Genomic DNA, 13,292 nt, shown 5'->3' on the forward strand with positions numbered 1-13,292 from the left:
ACTGGACGAATCACCTTTGCCGGACTAAAAGAATGGGACCGGAGACTTTCGATGACCCCACGCCAAGCTTTTCTTGCCTGCCTCGCACGGGGCCATGCTGGCCTTTTCGAGGCGGCGCTATGGATGGCCGCCGAACACCAGGGCGGCGTGCAGCCGACCCAATGGCTGGCGATGCTCAATGACCTGCAGCGCGAGGTCAGCAGCGGCCTGCCTTTGCTGCCTGTGGCAGAACTCGGCCAACCGCTGCTGCGGCAAATGAATACCCTGGGCTTTCAGCAAGACGACCATCATCCGTTGCGCCCCCAAGCTGCGCTGCTCGACCAGGTACTCGCCCGCCGCCGCGGGCAACCACTGGCCTTGGCCCTGATTGCCCTGGAGCTGGCCAAACGTTTGACCATACCGCTGGTGGGGGTCAACTTTCCCGGGCATTTTCTGTTGCGGGTCCCTGGCGCCGACCATCAACTTGACCCTTGCGGCGGCCGACGCCTGTACCCCAACGATTGCCGAGAACTGCTAAGCCGGCAATTCGGCGCCCAGACACCCTTGCTGGCCCAACACTTGTACGAGGCCGAGCCCGCCCAGATGCTGCAACGTCTTTCGCGCAACTTGCGCCAGTTGCACATCAGTCATGACGATGAGGCCGCTGCGTTGAAGGATGCCGACCGGGTGCTACAGATCGATTCGAGCAATGCCACCGACTTCCTTGCCCGAGCCGGCATCTATCAGCGACTGGATTGCCCCCAGGCCGAGCGCTTTGATGTCGAGCATGCCTTGCTGCTGTCCGACGATCCGCTGCAGCGCTTGCGACTCACTGCGCGGCTGGCGCAACTCCCCCCCATGCCCACCTCCATTCACTGAGGGTTGAAGGTGACGGGCAAGCTCGTCCAACACCCGTCGTAATCGGCCTGCCGTTGTGGACAATCGAGTGCGAAGACCGAAGGGCGAAGCACCTGCCGGGTCTCGAACATGAACGCCATGGTGTGGTCGATCTTGTACGGTTGCAGCTCGGCGGCCATTGCCCGTGCACAGGTTTGGGCATCGGGTCCGTGGGCGCTCATGCAACTGTGCAAGGACGCCCCGCCCGGCACGAAACCTTGCGCCTTGGCATCGTAGGCCCCCTGGATGAGCCCCATGTACTCATTCATCAGATTGCGATGAAACCAGGGTGGCCGAAAGGTATTTTCAGCCACCAGCCAGCGCGACGGGAAGATCACAAAATCCATCTCGGCCAGCCCCGGCGTACCACTAGGTGAGGTCAGCACGGTGAATATCGAAGGGTCGGGGTGATCGAAACTGATGCTGCCCAAGGTATTGAAACGGCGCAGGTCGTATTTGCAGGGGAGGTTGTTGCCGTGCCAGGCCACCACGTCCAATGGCGAATGGGGCAACTCGCAGCCCCACAGTTCGCCGAGAAACTTCTGCACCAGAGCCACGGGCTCGCGAATATCTTCATAGCGAGCCACAGGCACCTGAAAGTCCCGCGGATTGGCCAGGCCATTGCTGCCGATCGGCCCAAGGTCAGGCAAACGCAGGGCGGCAGCGTGATTTTCAGCGATATACCCCCGGGCGTGGACGTCCAGCAGCTCGACGCGAAACTTCAGCCCACGGGGCAGCACGGCGATCTCCAGAGGCTCGATCTCCAACACGCCGAACTCGGTGACCAGGCGCAAACGGCCCGCTTGGGGCACCACCAGCAACTCACCATCGGCATCGAAGAACACCCGATCCATGGAGCGGTTGGCGGCATAGTGATAAAGGCTGATACCCGCAGGCTGATCAGCCGCTCCGGTGGCCGCCATGGCGACCCACCCGTCAATGAAGTCGGTGTCCTCATCTGGCATGGGTAAAGGGTCCCAACGCAAACGGTTGGGCGTGACCCGCCCCGCTTGCATGCCGAGCAATTGCCGACTCAGACGCGCAAATGCCGGATGCTGAGCCGAGGGATGGATTCGGTACAGCCATGAGCGGCGCATTTCGCTGCGCGGCTGAGTAAAGGCAGTGCCGGAGAACTGTTCGGTGTAGAGCCCGAAGGGGGTGCGCTGCGGGGAGTTCTGTCCAACGGGCAACGCTCCGGGCAGGGCCTCGCTGCTGAATTCGTTGCCAAAGCCGCTGAGGTACTGCAGCGCCTTGGGTACGTGAGCGTGGGGCATAGGGAGGGCCTTCTGCACAGTCTGGATAATGTTATTTTTTCTTGATCCAAGCCAGCTCAACGTAGGTTCGCCCTGGCGACACGTCAAGACATCATCCTGATCAGGTGTAAACGGATGTATCAGCGGGCATCAGCCGGGACTGTTGCGTGGCGAGTAACAGTCCATGTCGCAAAGCAGCGTATTTCAGGTACTCGGGCTTATATACAATACAAAATATTGCAGTACCCCGAGTTGACCGACGTTGTTTTGAAGCTCCTTGACCAACGTCTTTTTTCGCCGCCGGCTCCAGAGCCCGCGGCTTTTTTTATGGCTGGGGTGCATCCAAACGCGCCGTCGCGGCCCAACTGGCGGCCAGATGGCGACTCAGGGCAACCTGCTGGCCGCGGAACATCAGGTAGTGTTCCAGCACCTGCTCCGGCACTTCGGTATGGGGGTAGTGCCCGGTCTCGGGCAACAACACCGTGTCGGCAGGTACCATCAACTGGCGAAAACGCTCGACCATACGCGGACCTGCCAACGGGTCGAGCGCCCCCGCGATCAACCGCATCGGCACTTGCGCCTGCTGCATCGCCTGCACCCAGCGGGCACGGTACCGGGCGCGCTCTGGAACGTACCCTACCAGTCGATGCAAGACCCGGGTTCCATGCCCACCGGCCATCAGACTCCAGTGGTCGTCCAGATCGCTTTCGCTGGGGCGGCGGGTCGTACCGTGCAGGCTCAGCACATGGCGCACCAGCGTCTGCCGGGAGAACAAGCGCGCCGCCAAGGGGCCCAAGGGGCTCAGCAGCACTTTTTGCACCGGTAGACGCCGGGTCGCTTCGGCGAACAATCCGGCACCGATGAACAGACAGCTGGCGACACGGGCGCGCCCCTCGTGGTGCCTGGCGATGAGTTCCTGTGCCACATTGGCGCCGTAGTCATGGCCCAGCAGATGCACGGTTCGGTTGACGCCAAGGTGCTCGAGTAGCGCCAATTGCAGGTCGGCCTGCCCCGCCAGGCTATAACGGTGCCGGGTCGGCTTGGCCGAATCGCCGAACCCGAGCATGTCGCAGCTGATCAGGCGATAGCGCTTTGCCAGTGGCTGCCAGAGGTAATGCCAGTCCCAACTGCCGGTGGCGAATCCGTGCAGCAAGAGTAGCGGTTCGCCCTGTCCCGCTGTCCAGTAGCGAATCTGATGACCCTGGAAGGCAAAAGCCTGGCTTCGGGTGCGCCAGACGCTCAAGGGGATGGCGGCTAAGGTCATCAGTAATCATTCCGTCGACTGTCATGAGGAAGGGCCACCAATCCTGTAGCCCCAGTGCTCAGTCTACGTCAGGGGTATGAGTGCTGAAATGCGTGGCAAACATTTATTTTTCGAGCGCGAGCACCCACTGCGCCAGCCAAGGCTCGGCATCGGTCTCGGGTGTGACCGTCTCGCTGGCATCCAGGCGCAGCATCGGTTGCACCTCGCGCACGCCCAGTTCGGCAAACAATTCGCGCAGCTGCTCGCCACCGCCGCAGAAGGTGTCGCCGTAGCTGGAATCACCCAGGCCGATGACCCCGCCCGGCAAACCGCGCAAGGCGCCAGGCAGGGTGTTGTGCAACACCGAGTACAGTGGTTGCAGGTTATCCGGCAGTTCACCCATGCCGGTGGTCGACGTGACGCCCAGCAGGGCATCGGGCGCGCATGCCAGCAGCTCTTCAGCGCTGGCACGGGGGTTGTACCAGACATCCAGATTGGCATCGGTCAGTATTTTTTGGACGTGCAGGGCAACATCTTCGGCGGCGCCATAGACAGAGCCGGAAAGAATCGCAACTTTCATGCAAGTAATCCTGGGCAGTATCAAGAGCCAGGATATTACCACTCGATCCCTGTGCCTCGCGCGCTCGTGGCAAGATCGCGGCACGTTAGCCATAATGGCCACTTGCCTTGTTACGCGATGGAAACGCCATGATCAATGCTCAACTGTTGCAACGCATGATCGATGCCTCCAATGACGGCATCGTGGTGGCCGAAAAGGAAGGCGAGGACAACATCCTGATCTACGTCAATCGCGCCTTCGAGCGCTTGACCGGCTACAGCGCGGCGGAAATTCTCTATCGCGACTGCCGATTTCTGCAGAACGGCCAGAGCGATCCCTTGGTGCTGCAGCAACTGCGTGCGGCGATCAACGCCGGCCAGCCTTCGCGCCAGGTGCTGCGCAACTTCCGCAAGGACGGTTCCGAGTTCTGGAACGAGTTGTCCATCACACCCGTGTTCAACGAGGCCGACCAGCTGATGTATTACATCGGGATACAAAAAGATGTCTCGGAACATATGGCGGCGCAACGCCGTATTACGGCGTTGGAAGCCCGACTGGCCGAGGCTTTGGAGCAGATTGAAGCGCGGCAAGGTGACGAACGGATGTAACCTATGTTTTCCTTTGTTGTCAAAATGAGTGTAAAACCGTCTTTTTACCGCCAACCCGAGTCTGTCAATGGAACCCGAAGCGCTCCTGACCCAGGATGAACTGGATTTCATCAGGAAAATGTCCAGCAGCCCCCCACTCAACGTGGGAGAGGCCAGCGCGAGCCTGACGGTCAATGGCGGCCTGCAAGTCAAAGACCTGCTGACCCGATTGGCCGCTCACGAAAACGTCACCATTCAGGCGCAGTTCGAGAACCAGCAAATGAGTTTTCCGCTGGAACTGGTGGAAGACGAGTTCCATGCCATGCACCTGCATCTGGGCGCACCGAGCATCTACGAAGACGGCCCGAGCATTCGGCCATGGCGATTGACCCTGAGCAAGCCGATTGCGCTGCATGACGATAACGGCGTGGAGACTGACTTTCTGGTCCGGGAAATCTCGTTCAAGGGCGTGCTCCTCGAACTGAATCCGCTGTTGCCGCCGCCGGCAGAGTTCTCCCTGTGGTTCCGCCCCGAAGGCCACGCCCCGCTGGCCTTGCACGGAACACTGGAACGCACCAAGGACAAGGGCCTGGCGGCTTACCGACTCAACGTGAGCGACACTGCGGAAACCGAACGGCTGCGCCAGTACATTCTCCAGCAGCACCAGCTCAGCCACCCGGACCTGCACCTCTAGCCGTCCAGATGCCCATCTAGAAACTGCAACAAGCGCCGCTGCATGTAATAGCCGTCACTGCCGATGCAGGTCAGCGAGCACCCCGCCAGACTCTCGTGGGCCAGTTCCCCCAACTCACCCGCCAGCAGCAACGGACACTCCAACTCCAGCGCCAGACGCGACCAGCGCTTGCCCGCATCCAGTGCCGGCGGGTGAGTGGAGAACAGCACCAGTGCGTCGGGCTTGACCCTGTCGCAGATCAGGCTCAACTCCTCGACCGGCTGAGCGAAGGGCAGCATGCGGATCTGCACCCCGCCGCCCAGCAACATCAGCCCCGCCACCAGCAGTTCCAGCTCATGACATTGACCGGGCACCCCGCCCACCAGCACGCGTGTCTGCTGGCCGGACAACCCGGCGTGCAGGTGCAGCCGCTGGAGGGTTCGGGCCCGCAGGAAATCGTCGAGCATCAGCCATTCGCTGAGTTGTCCAAAACGGCCGCGCTCGCCAAGCAGTTGCAACCAGACGGGCATGAAGATGTCCTGGAACACCATGATCAACGGGCAAGTGGCGAAAACCTGGCCATAGAGGTGTTCCAGCGCCGTCTGATCGAAGGCCCGGACGGCGCTCAGTATCCGTGCCTGCCACTGCGTACAGTCATTGGCAGGCATGGCCGCCGGTGAGGCACTGGCCGATTCGCGCCGAGAGAGAATGCGCTCGACCTTGCCCACCGCTACGCCGCGTTCGATCCAGCCGAGAATCAGCCGCACCTCGTCGAGGTTGGCCTGCGAGTACAGGCGATGACCGCTCTCGGTACGAATCGGCTGCACCAGACCGTAACGACGCTCCCAGGCGCGCAAGGTGACCGGGTTGACGCCAGTCAGTCGCGCTACATCGCGGATCGCAAACCACTCCTGACTCGAGAACTCGGGATCAGTCGGCGGCACTGCTGCAGAATCGTTCATCGTCAGGAAAACCAGGGACTGAGGAGATGGCGGGCGGATATTCTATAACCGGTGGATGATGGCTGACAGCAACACTTTGTCCAATACCCGGGTGCTGCGCATCAGGAGCGGCCTACCCCCGCGATGGTATAAGCTCGGCATGCCTTTCTGAAACGAGCCACGCCATGTCCGCCCCTTTTCCTATCCTGATCACCGGCGCCAGCCAACGTATCGGGCTGCACTGCGCCGAGCGCTTGCTGGCCGACGGTCAGCCGGTGATTGTCAGTTACCGCAGCGAACGGCCGGGCGTGCAACGTCTGCGTGACCTCGGCGCCATCGTCCTGGCTGGCGACTTTTCCGACGAAGCAGGGGTCTTGCGCTTCATCGCCCAGCTCAAGGCGCACACCCATGGCTTGCGCGCCATCATTCACAATGCCTCCACCTGGCAAGCGGAAACCCCTGGGCATGAGGCCGCTGCCCTGAGCCAAATGCTCAGCGTGCACGTCATGGCGCCCTACCTGATCAACCTGCACTGCACCGAACTGCTGCGCGCCAGCCCCCTGGCCGACATCGTCCACATCAGCGACGATGTGGTGCGCAAGGGCAGCCCCAACCGTATCGCCTACAGCGCCAGCAAGGCGGCACTGGACAACCTCACGTTGTCGTTCGCCAGTCAACTGGCGCCGGCGATCAAGGTCAACGGCATCGCCCCGGCGATGATTCTGTTTAACCCGGACGATGACGCGGCCTATCGGAGCAAGGCCTTGAGCAAATCCGCCCTGGGCATCGAGCCTGGCAGCGAAGTGATCTACCAGAGCCTGCGTTATCTGCTGGATAATCCCTATGTGACGGGTACGACCTTGACCGTCAATGGCGGCAGGCACGTAAAATAGCCGGTCGCGTATTGCGCAATTGATTGAACGGAGCAATTCCATGTCACAACTGCAACCAGGAATGGCGCGCATCCGGGTCAAGGACCTGCGCCTGCGTACGTTCATCGGCATCAACGAGGACGAGATTCTCAACAAGCAGGACGTCTTGATCAACCTGACCATCCTGTATGCAGCCCAAGATGCTGTGCGTGACAACGACATCGACCACGCACTGAACTATCGCACTATCACCAAGGCGGTGATCCAGCACGTGGAGGGCAATCGTTTCGCCCTGCTCGAACGCCTGACCCAGGAGTTGCTGGATCTGGTGATGAGCCAGGAGGCCGTGCTCTACGCGGAGGTCGAAGTCGACAAACCCCACGCCCTGCGCTTTGCCGAGTCGGTGTCCATCACCCTCGCCGCCCAGCGCTGATCCGGAGAACCTTCATGACCGATCAACAACGCCTGGAACTCGAAGCCGCGGCCTTTCGCCGCCTGGTCGAGCACCTGGGCAAGCGTACCGATGTGCAGAACATCGACCTGATGAACCTCTCGGGCTTTTGCCGCAACTGCCTTTCGAAGTGGTACAAGGCCGCCGCCGACGACCGCCAGATCGAGGTCAGCCTCGACGATGCCCGGGAAGTGGTTTACGGCATGCCTTACGCCGAGTGGAAGGCCCAGTACCAGAAAGAAGCCAGCGCCGAACAGCAGCAAGCGTTCACCCAAGGAAAACCCCATGACTGATTTGCACAACCTGTTGGCCAGCCTGGACAGTGGCCGGCACGTGTTCGCCGACACCTTGGCCTTTGTGACCGCGCACTATGATTATCAGCCGCAGGCTTTCAGCAATGGCGAGCTGAACAACGCCGTCGGGCAGAACGAAGGGTCCTGCAAGACCCTGGGCCTGGCGCTGCTGGAAGGATTCAGCGACCAGCAGGCGCTGCTGGCGTTTGGCGAGCACTATCGCAGCGTGATGGCCACCCCGGAAGGCAGCGACCACGGCAACATCCGCAACTTGATTGCCCATGGGTTGGCGGGGGTCAAGTTCGACGCACAGCCGTTGGCGCGCAAAGGCTGAAGGCCGCGTCTACGGCATCGCGACCCAGGTCGCGATGCCGTCACCTATTGACAGCGCGAGACGCTCACTCAAGAAAACGAAGCGTTCGCCAAACCATCCAGGTACCGCTCCACGTCCAGCGCCGCCATGCAACCGGCACCGGCCGAGGTGATGGCCTGACGGTACACGTGATCGGCCACGTCACCCGCCGCAAACACACCCTCCACACTGGTCGCGGTCGCATTGCCTTCGCGCCCGCCATTGACCACCATGTAGCCGTCCTTCAAGGCCAGCTGGCCTTCGAACAGCGCAGTGTTCGGCGTGTGGCCGATGGCGATGAACACCCCGTCGACCTTCAGCTCATCGCTGCTGCCGTCGTTGTTTTTCAAACGGGCACCGGTCACGCCCATGTTGTCGCCCAGGACTTCATCCAAGGTGGCATTGAGCTTGAGAGCGATCTTGCCTTCGGCGACCCGGGCGTGCAGCTTGTCGATCAGGATCTTCTCGGCGCGGAAGGTCTCGCGGCGGTGAACCAGGGTCACCTTGCTGGCGATATTGGCCAGGTACAGCGCCTCTTCCACGGCGGTGTTGCCGCCGCCGACCACCGCCACTTCACGGTTGCGATAAAAGAAACCATCGCAGGTCGCACAGGCTGAAACGCCCTTGCCCATGAAGGTCTCTTCCGAAGGCAGGCCCAGGTAGCGCGCACTGGCACCGGTGGCAATGATCAACGCATCGCAGGTGTACTCGCCGCTGTCACCCTTGAGGGTGAACGGCTTGCCGGCCAGGTCGACGGCATTGATATGGTCGAACACGATTTCGGTCTCGAAGCGCTCGGCGTGTTCGCGCATGCGCTCCATCAGCACCGGGCCAGTCAGGCCGTGGGGGTCGCCGGGCCAGTTGTCGACTTCGGTGGTGGTCGTCAATTGGCCACCCGACTGCATGCCGGTAATCAGAAGCGGTTTGAGGTTCGCGCGCGCGGCGTAGACAGCGGCGCTGTAACCGGCAGGACCGGAACCGAGGATGATCACGCGGGAATGACGGGCTTCAGACATGACAGACTCCTGACGAGCGGCCAAGGCAAGCCTGGACCGACTGGAATTAAAAAGGGAACGCCGAACACCATGAAGCAGGTGATTCAGCATCGGCCCCGAAAACGCGGGTGGTGCTCGAACGCCTCAAAACTTGATTTTAAGCCATGAATAATCGAGTCGCACTGTAGCGAGACCGACTAGGGTAAGGAAATACCGAATTACAATCCACCTCATAGGCGGGCGCTATGCCTATCTACATGGCATGTGACGCCAGGCCCAAGCCTTTGTTGCCGCCTTTCTCTACCGCTCATCGGCACTTCCTGCGGACAAACAAAGTCAGGTAAGGTCGGCGCGTGTTCACTGTTGGAGCCTTGCATGCCCACCCTTGCCCTCTCTGGCCCGCAATACCTGCGCGAAGGCCTGAAACTGGTGCTCAGCCCGGGGCTGCGCCTGTTCGTACTGATGCCCTTGGCGATCAACCTGATCCTGTTCTTGACCCTGATCTACTTTGCCGGCCACGCTTTTGGCCAATGGGTCGACCATCTGATGCCGACCCTGCCCCACTGGCTGAGCTTTCTGAATTACATTTTGTGGCCGCTGTTCGTGGTCCTTGTGATCTTCATGGTGTTCTTCACCTTCACCATGCTGGCCAACGTGGTCGCCGCACCCTTCAACGGTTTTCTGTCGGAGAAGGTCGAGGTGGTGGTGCGCGGCACGGATGACTTCCCTCCGTTCAGCTGGACTGAACTGATAGCCATGGTGCCGCGTACCCTGAGTCGCGAAATGCGCAAGCTGGGCTATTTCCTGCCCCGTGCGTTGGCGCTGTTCGTGCTGTCGCTGATCCCCGTGGTGAATGTGGTGGCCGCACCGCTGTGGCTGCTGTTCGGCGTGTGGATGATGGCCATCCAGTACATCGACTACCCTGCTGACAACCACAAGATGAGCTGGCAGGACATGCTGGCCTGGCTGCGCAACAAGCGCTGGCAGAGCCTGGGGTTTGGCGGCATCGTCTACCTCGTGCTGCTGATCCCGCTGGTCAACCTGCTGATGATGCCCGCCGCCGTGGCCGGTGCCACCTTATTCTGGGTGCGTGAGCGCGGCTGAGCGTCACAAATTCATCATGGCAATGCCATAGGCTCGCAACGGCCAGTGTCGACACTGGCCCTATGAGTCTACTTTCCCTGCATGTTGCACTGATCACCGAAACCTTCATCCCGTCGCTCAACGACAGGGCGAACCCGTTGCGGCACCTGAGCGAAGGGCTGCGCGCACTCGGTCATCGGGTCGAACTCATCCGCCCGCGTCAAGGCGATGAAACGGTACCGGCCAATGGCGACGTGGTGCTGTGCCATACCGGCTGGCGTCACCTGCAATGGGGCCAGTTGCTGATGTACAAGCTGCTGCGCCGCTGGCGCCGGGACCGTCCTGACGTGCTGCTCATGGCCGCCGACGGGCCACTGGGCAAAAGTGCCTTGCGCGCGGCGCGGCGTCTGCACATTACCGTGGTGAGCGGTGTCGACAGCCAGCTGTTCGATCCGATCCGCCGCAGCCACCTGTTGCGCAGCAGCTGGGGCCTGGACGATGACGATCTGGCCCTGATCCACAGTGGTCGCCTGGCAGGCGACCAGAATCTCGGTCTGCTCAAGCTCAGCCTGGAGGGGTTGCGCGCACGCTTTCCCCTCAGACGCCTGAAACTGATCGTGATCGGCGATGGCCCGCAGCGCCGGTCGCTGCAGCAGCAACTGCCCGATGCGATTTTTTGCGGTCCTCAGCACGGTGAGGTACTGGCCACCCATTACGCGTCCGCCGATGTCCTGCTGCTTCCCGATGTGCGTGCGGACCTCACCGAGCCGTTCGGCAACCTGGTGCTCCAGGCTCAGGCGTCCGGGTTGGCCGTGGTCGCCTACGACCAGGGTGCGGCGGTCCAGCATATCCATCACGGGCACACCGGCGCGGTGGCCTTGCCAGGTGACGAGGAGGGTTTTATCGACGCCGCCGGCTGGTTGCTGGAGGACGAGGAAGCCCTGCGCCGCGTTCGCCTCAACGCCCGTCACCACGCTACTCGGCAAGACTGGGGCGGCGCCATCAAGCACTTTGAAAGTCAGCTGCGCAGTGCCTGCGACCGGACCGGCGCCCCGCCGTGACGGCTCACGCCAATCGGGCCAGGGCCTCGCGGCTGAAGGGCAGAATGTCCCGTTCGCGGCCTTCACGCACTTTCAGCGCCCAGTCCGGGTCAACCAGCAGCGCACGACCCACCGCCACCAGATCGAATTCTTCGTTGCCCAGTCGCTCCAGCAGGGTCTCAAGACTGGCCGGCTGCGCCACTTTGTCGGTCTTGACCATGAATTGCAGAAACTCACCGTCCAGCCCGACACTGCCCACCGTGATGGTCGGCTTGCCCGTGAGCTGGCGGGTCCAGCCCGCCAGGTTGAGGTCCGAACCCTCGAATTCGGGCTCCCAGAAGCGCCGCGTCGAACAGTGGAAGATATCCACGCCGACCGCCGCCAGCGGCCGCAGGAAATCGCCCAGCGCCTCGGGTGTCTGCACCAGGCGCGCGCTGTAATCCTGCTGCTTCCATTGGGAGAAACGCAAGATGATCGGAAACTCCGGGCCGGTCGCAGCCCGGATCGCTTCGACAATCCGCAGTGCCAGGCGCGAGCGATTGGCCACGCTGCCACCGTACTCATCGGTGCGCGTGTTGCTGGCCTCCCAAAAGAACTGATCCACCAGATAACCGTGGGCACCATGGATCTCCACGCCATCCATGCCGATAGCCTGGGCGTCGACGGCGGCCTGGGCAAAAGCGCTGACCACCTCATCGATGTCGGCCAGGGTCATGCCGCGGACTCGAAGCTGGCCCTCATCGTCGAGCTTTTCCACCGGCCCGTAGGCCGACACTCGGGCATCGGGCTCGGTGCCGAGCTTGCGCACACTGCCGACGTGCCAGAGCTGGGGCACGATCTTGCCGCCTTCGGCATGCACCGCATCAACCACCCGCTTCCAGCCAGCCAAGGCATCCACGCCATAGAAACGGGGCACGTGAGGGTAACCATTGGCAGCCTTGTGACCGACAGTAGTACCTTCGGTGATGATCAGCCCCACACCCGCTGCAGCACGACGCCGGTAATACTCGACGACCTCGGCCGTCGGCACGCCACCCGGGGAGAACGATCGCGTCATGGGCGCCATGACCACGCGACTGGGCAGTTGCAGGCTGCCAAGGTGGAAAGGCTGGAACAGGGCCTGGACCGACATAGGGGTGCTCCTCGGGAAGAAAATCAGAGGCGCACAGAATATCGTCGCACTTGCCTTGCAGGCAGCACTATTGATCGGGGTGATGGAGGGAGATGGGTAACGCGCAGAGGTCACACAGAGCGGGAGCAGCCCTCGGGTGCGATGGCAGCACCGCGAAGGGCTGCCATACCGAGTCGCCTGCATCGCGGGTAAGCCCTGCTTGCACAGAGCGCCGCCCGCGACAGGTCGATCAGTGGTGATGACCACCTTCGCCATGCACGTGACCGTGGGCGATTTCTTCCTGGCTGGCGTCGCGCACGTCGACAATCTTGACCTGGAAAGTAAGCTTCTGGCCGGCCAGGGGATGGTTGCCGTCCACGGTGACGTCGTCGCCATCGAGATCGCGAATGGTCACGATCTGCATCTGGCCATCGGGCGCGGAAGCATGGAACTGCATGCCCACCTCCAGCTCGTCGACGCCTTCGAACATGCTGCGGCTCAACGTGCTGACCAGCTCGGCGGAGTACTCGCCGTAGGCGTCTTCAGGCTCGACGGTCACGGTCAGTTCGTCACCGACGTTCTTGCCTTCCAGGGCTTTTTCCAGGCCAGGGATGATGTTGCCTGCACCTTGCAGGTAAACCAGTGGCGCGCCTCCGGAAGAACTGTCGATGACCTCACCAATATCATTGGTCAGGGTATAGTCGATGGAGACGGCCTTGTTGGCGGCGATCGGCATGGGGCTAGACCTTTTGCGTATTAATTTAAGAATGTAGTGCTGCCCAGTGTAACCAAGGGACTGCGCGAAAGCGAACGGAACGCGGACGGACGGACCGCTGCCAAAAGTTCCCGGGCCGGTCGCGACAGGTGCGCAGCCGACCCGGATAACGGTACCCTTGTTAATTGAATCAAGCGATTGGCGAGCCATACGCCAACGTCAATGCAACGCTCATTCGAGAAGCACGC

At 61.7% G+C, this 13,292-nt stretch carries 16 protein-coding genes; 9 read left to right on the top strand and 7 right to left on the bottom strand.

Features of this window, described 5'->3' with window-relative positions; genetic code table 11:
• Positions 1-51 precede the first annotated feature (51 nt).
• Positions 52-858, top strand: a complete 807-nt coding sequence (locus HB675_RS01075) for a transglutaminase family protein (RefSeq protein ID WP_213875237.1) — start codon at positions 52-54, stop codon at positions 856-858.
• Here HB675_RS01075 and hmgA read toward each other — a convergent pair.
• The 3 genes from hmgA to HB675_RS01090 all read right to left on the bottom strand — a co-directional run bounded on the left by hmgA (position 852) and on the right by HB675_RS01090 (position 3,952).
• Complete coding sequence (hmgA, locus tag HB675_RS01080) at positions 852-2,150, bottom strand: homogentisate 1,2-dioxygenase (RefSeq protein WP_213875238.1); 1,299 nt, start codon at positions 2,148-2,150, stop codon at positions 852-854. The two genes, HB675_RS01075 and hmgA, sit on opposite strands and share 7 nt — an antisense overlap.
• A gap of 304 nt (positions 2,151-2,454) precedes the next feature.
• Positions 2,455-3,393 (bottom strand): alpha/beta hydrolase, encoded by a 939-nt coding sequence (locus tag HB675_RS01085; protein WP_213875239.1) that lies wholly within the window; start codon positions 3,391-3,393, stop codon positions 2,455-2,457.
• A gap of 103 nt (positions 3,394-3,496) precedes the next feature.
• Positions 3,497-3,952 (bottom strand): flavodoxin, encoded by a 456-nt coding sequence (locus HB675_RS01090; protein ID WP_213875240.1) that lies wholly within the window; start codon positions 3,950-3,952, stop codon positions 3,497-3,499.
• 128 nt (positions 3,953-4,080) lie between these two features.
• Here HB675_RS01090 and HB675_RS01095 point away from each other — a divergent pair, with 128 nt between their 5' ends.
• Both HB675_RS01095 and HB675_RS01100 read left to right on the top strand, forming a co-directional pair.
• Positions 4,081-4,539: a PAS domain-containing protein gene (locus HB675_RS01095; protein WP_213875241.1), complete on the top strand. Its 459-nt coding sequence runs from the start codon at positions 4,081-4,083 to the stop codon at positions 4,537-4,539.
• A gap of 67 nt (positions 4,540-4,606) precedes the next feature.
• Entirely contained in the window at positions 4,607-5,212 is a 606-nt protein-coding gene (locus HB675_RS01100; protein WP_213875242.1) for a hypothetical protein, read from the top strand.
• Here the strand turns inward: HB675_RS01100 and HB675_RS01105 are convergent.
• The gene (locus HB675_RS01105) at positions 5,209-6,153 is read right to left on the bottom strand and encodes a MerR family transcriptional regulator (RefSeq protein ID WP_213875243.1); all 945 of its coding nucleotides are present in this window, start codon (positions 6,151-6,153) and stop codon (positions 5,209-5,211) included. The genes HB675_RS01100 and HB675_RS01105 overlap by 4 nt on opposite strands.
• A 164-nt stretch (positions 6,154-6,317) precedes the next feature.
• Here HB675_RS01105 and folM point away from each other — a divergent pair, with 164 nt between their 5' ends.
• The 4 genes from folM to HB675_RS01125 are packed head-to-tail and all read left to right on the top strand — an operon-like array spanning position 6,318 to position 8,082.
• Entirely contained in the window at positions 6,318-7,025 is a 708-nt protein-coding gene (folM, locus tag HB675_RS01110; protein ID WP_213875244.1) for a dihydromonapterin reductase, read from the top strand.
• Between the two features lie 40 nt (positions 7,026-7,065).
• The gene (gene folX / locus HB675_RS01115; RefSeq protein ID WP_213875245.1) at positions 7,066-7,437 is read left to right on the top strand and encodes a dihydroneopterin triphosphate 2'-epimerase; all 372 of its coding nucleotides are present in this window, start codon (positions 7,066-7,068) and stop codon (positions 7,435-7,437) included.
• A 14-nt stretch (positions 7,438-7,451) separates the two neighbouring features.
• On the top strand, positions 7,452-7,748 hold the full coding sequence (locus HB675_RS01120) for a DUF1244 domain-containing protein (protein WP_213875246.1): 297 nt from the start codon (positions 7,452-7,454) through the stop codon (positions 7,746-7,748).
• A complete protein-coding gene (locus HB675_RS01125; RefSeq protein WP_213875247.1) occupies positions 7,741-8,082 on the top strand; it encodes a HopJ type III effector protein in 342 nt (113 codons plus the stop codon). The genes HB675_RS01120 and HB675_RS01125 overlap by 8 nt, the downstream gene beginning before the upstream one ends.
• Before the next feature lie 68 nt (positions 8,083-8,150).
• Here the strand turns inward: HB675_RS01125 and trxB are convergent, their stop codons facing one another.
• Positions 8,151-9,116 (bottom strand): thioredoxin-disulfide reductase, encoded by a 966-nt coding sequence (gene trxB / locus HB675_RS01130; protein ID WP_213875248.1) that lies wholly within the window; start codon positions 9,114-9,116, stop codon positions 8,151-8,153.
• A 354-nt stretch (positions 9,117-9,470) separates the two neighbouring features.
• Between trxB and cysZ the strand changes: the two genes are divergently transcribed.
• Together cysZ and HB675_RS01140 are read left to right on the top strand one after the other, a co-directional pair.
• Positions 9,471-10,199 (top strand): sulfate transporter CysZ, encoded by a 729-nt coding sequence (gene cysZ, locus HB675_RS01135; RefSeq protein WP_213875249.1) that lies wholly within the window; start codon positions 9,471-9,473, stop codon positions 10,197-10,199.
• 62 nt (positions 10,200-10,261) lie between these two features.
• Positions 10,262-11,239, top strand: coding sequence for a glycosyltransferase (locus tag HB675_RS01140; protein ID WP_213875250.1), 978 nt, complete (start codon positions 10,262-10,264; stop codon positions 11,237-11,239).
• Between the two features lie 4 nt (positions 11,240-11,243).
• Here HB675_RS01140 and HB675_RS01145 read toward each other — a convergent pair whose 3' ends face one another.
• On the bottom strand, positions 11,244-12,350 hold the full coding sequence (locus HB675_RS01145) for an NADH:flavin oxidoreductase (RefSeq protein WP_213875251.1): 1,107 nt from the start codon (positions 12,348-12,350) through the stop codon (positions 11,244-11,246).
• A 229-nt stretch (positions 12,351-12,579) separates the two neighbouring features.
• Positions 12,580-13,065, bottom strand: coding sequence for a peptidylprolyl isomerase (locus HB675_RS01150; RefSeq protein ID WP_213875252.1), 486 nt, complete (start codon positions 13,063-13,065; stop codon positions 12,580-12,582).
• Positions 13,066-13,292 lie beyond the last annotated feature (227 nt).

Origin of the sequence: Pseudomonas sp. dw_358 (genome assembly GCF_018449655.1) — a bacterium.
GTDB lineage: Bacteria > Pseudomonadota > Gammaproteobacteria > Pseudomonadales > Pseudomonadaceae > Aquipseudomonas.

Excerpts from the sequence above, each read along its gene's own strand:
- HB675_RS01075 (WP_213875237.1), top strand. The coding sequence starts at position 52 with ATGACCCCACGCCAAGCTTTTCTTGCCTGCCTCGCACGGGGCCATGCT.
- hmgA (WP_213875238.1), bottom strand. The coding sequence starts at position 2,150 with ATGCCCCACGCTCACGTACCCAAGGCGCTGCAGTACCTCAGCGGCTTT.
- HB675_RS01085 (WP_213875239.1), bottom strand. The coding sequence starts at position 3,393 with ATGACCTTAGCCGCCATCCCCTTGAGCGTCTGGCGCACCCGAAGCCAG.
- HB675_RS01090 (WP_213875240.1), bottom strand. The coding sequence starts at position 3,952 with ATGAAAGTTGCGATTCTTTCCGGCTCTGTCTATGGCGCCGCCGAAGAT.
- HB675_RS01095 (WP_213875241.1), top strand. The coding sequence starts at position 4,081 with ATGATCAATGCTCAACTGTTGCAACGCATGATCGATGCCTCCAATGAC.
- HB675_RS01100 (WP_213875242.1), top strand. The coding sequence starts at position 4,607 with ATGGAACCCGAAGCGCTCCTGACCCAGGATGAACTGGATTTCATCAGG.
- HB675_RS01105 (WP_213875243.1), bottom strand. The coding sequence starts at position 6,153 with ATGAACGATTCTGCAGCAGTGCCGCCGACTGATCCCGAGTTCTCGAGT.
- folM (WP_213875244.1), top strand. The coding sequence starts at position 6,318 with ATGTCCGCCCCTTTTCCTATCCTGATCACCGGCGCCAGCCAACGTATC.
- folX (WP_213875245.1), top strand. The coding sequence starts at position 7,066 with ATGTCACAACTGCAACCAGGAATGGCGCGCATCCGGGTCAAGGACCTG.
- HB675_RS01120 (WP_213875246.1), top strand. The coding sequence starts at position 7,452 with ATGACCGATCAACAACGCCTGGAACTCGAAGCCGCGGCCTTTCGCCGC.
- HB675_RS01125 (WP_213875247.1), top strand. The coding sequence starts at position 7,741 with ATGACTGATTTGCACAACCTGTTGGCCAGCCTGGACAGTGGCCGGCAC.
- trxB (WP_213875248.1), bottom strand. The coding sequence starts at position 9,116 with ATGTCTGAAGCCCGTCATTCCCGCGTGATCATCCTCGGTTCCGGTCCT.
- cysZ (WP_213875249.1), top strand. The coding sequence starts at position 9,471 with ATGCCCACCCTTGCCCTCTCTGGCCCGCAATACCTGCGCGAAGGCCTG.
- HB675_RS01140 (WP_213875250.1), top strand. The coding sequence starts at position 10,262 with ATGAGTCTACTTTCCCTGCATGTTGCACTGATCACCGAAACCTTCATC.
- HB675_RS01145 (WP_213875251.1), bottom strand. The coding sequence starts at position 12,350 with ATGTCGGTCCAGGCCCTGTTCCAGCCTTTCCACCTTGGCAGCCTGCAA.
- HB675_RS01150 (WP_213875252.1), bottom strand. The coding sequence starts at position 13,065 with ATGCCGATCGCCGCCAACAAGGCCGTCTCCATCGACTATACCCTGACC.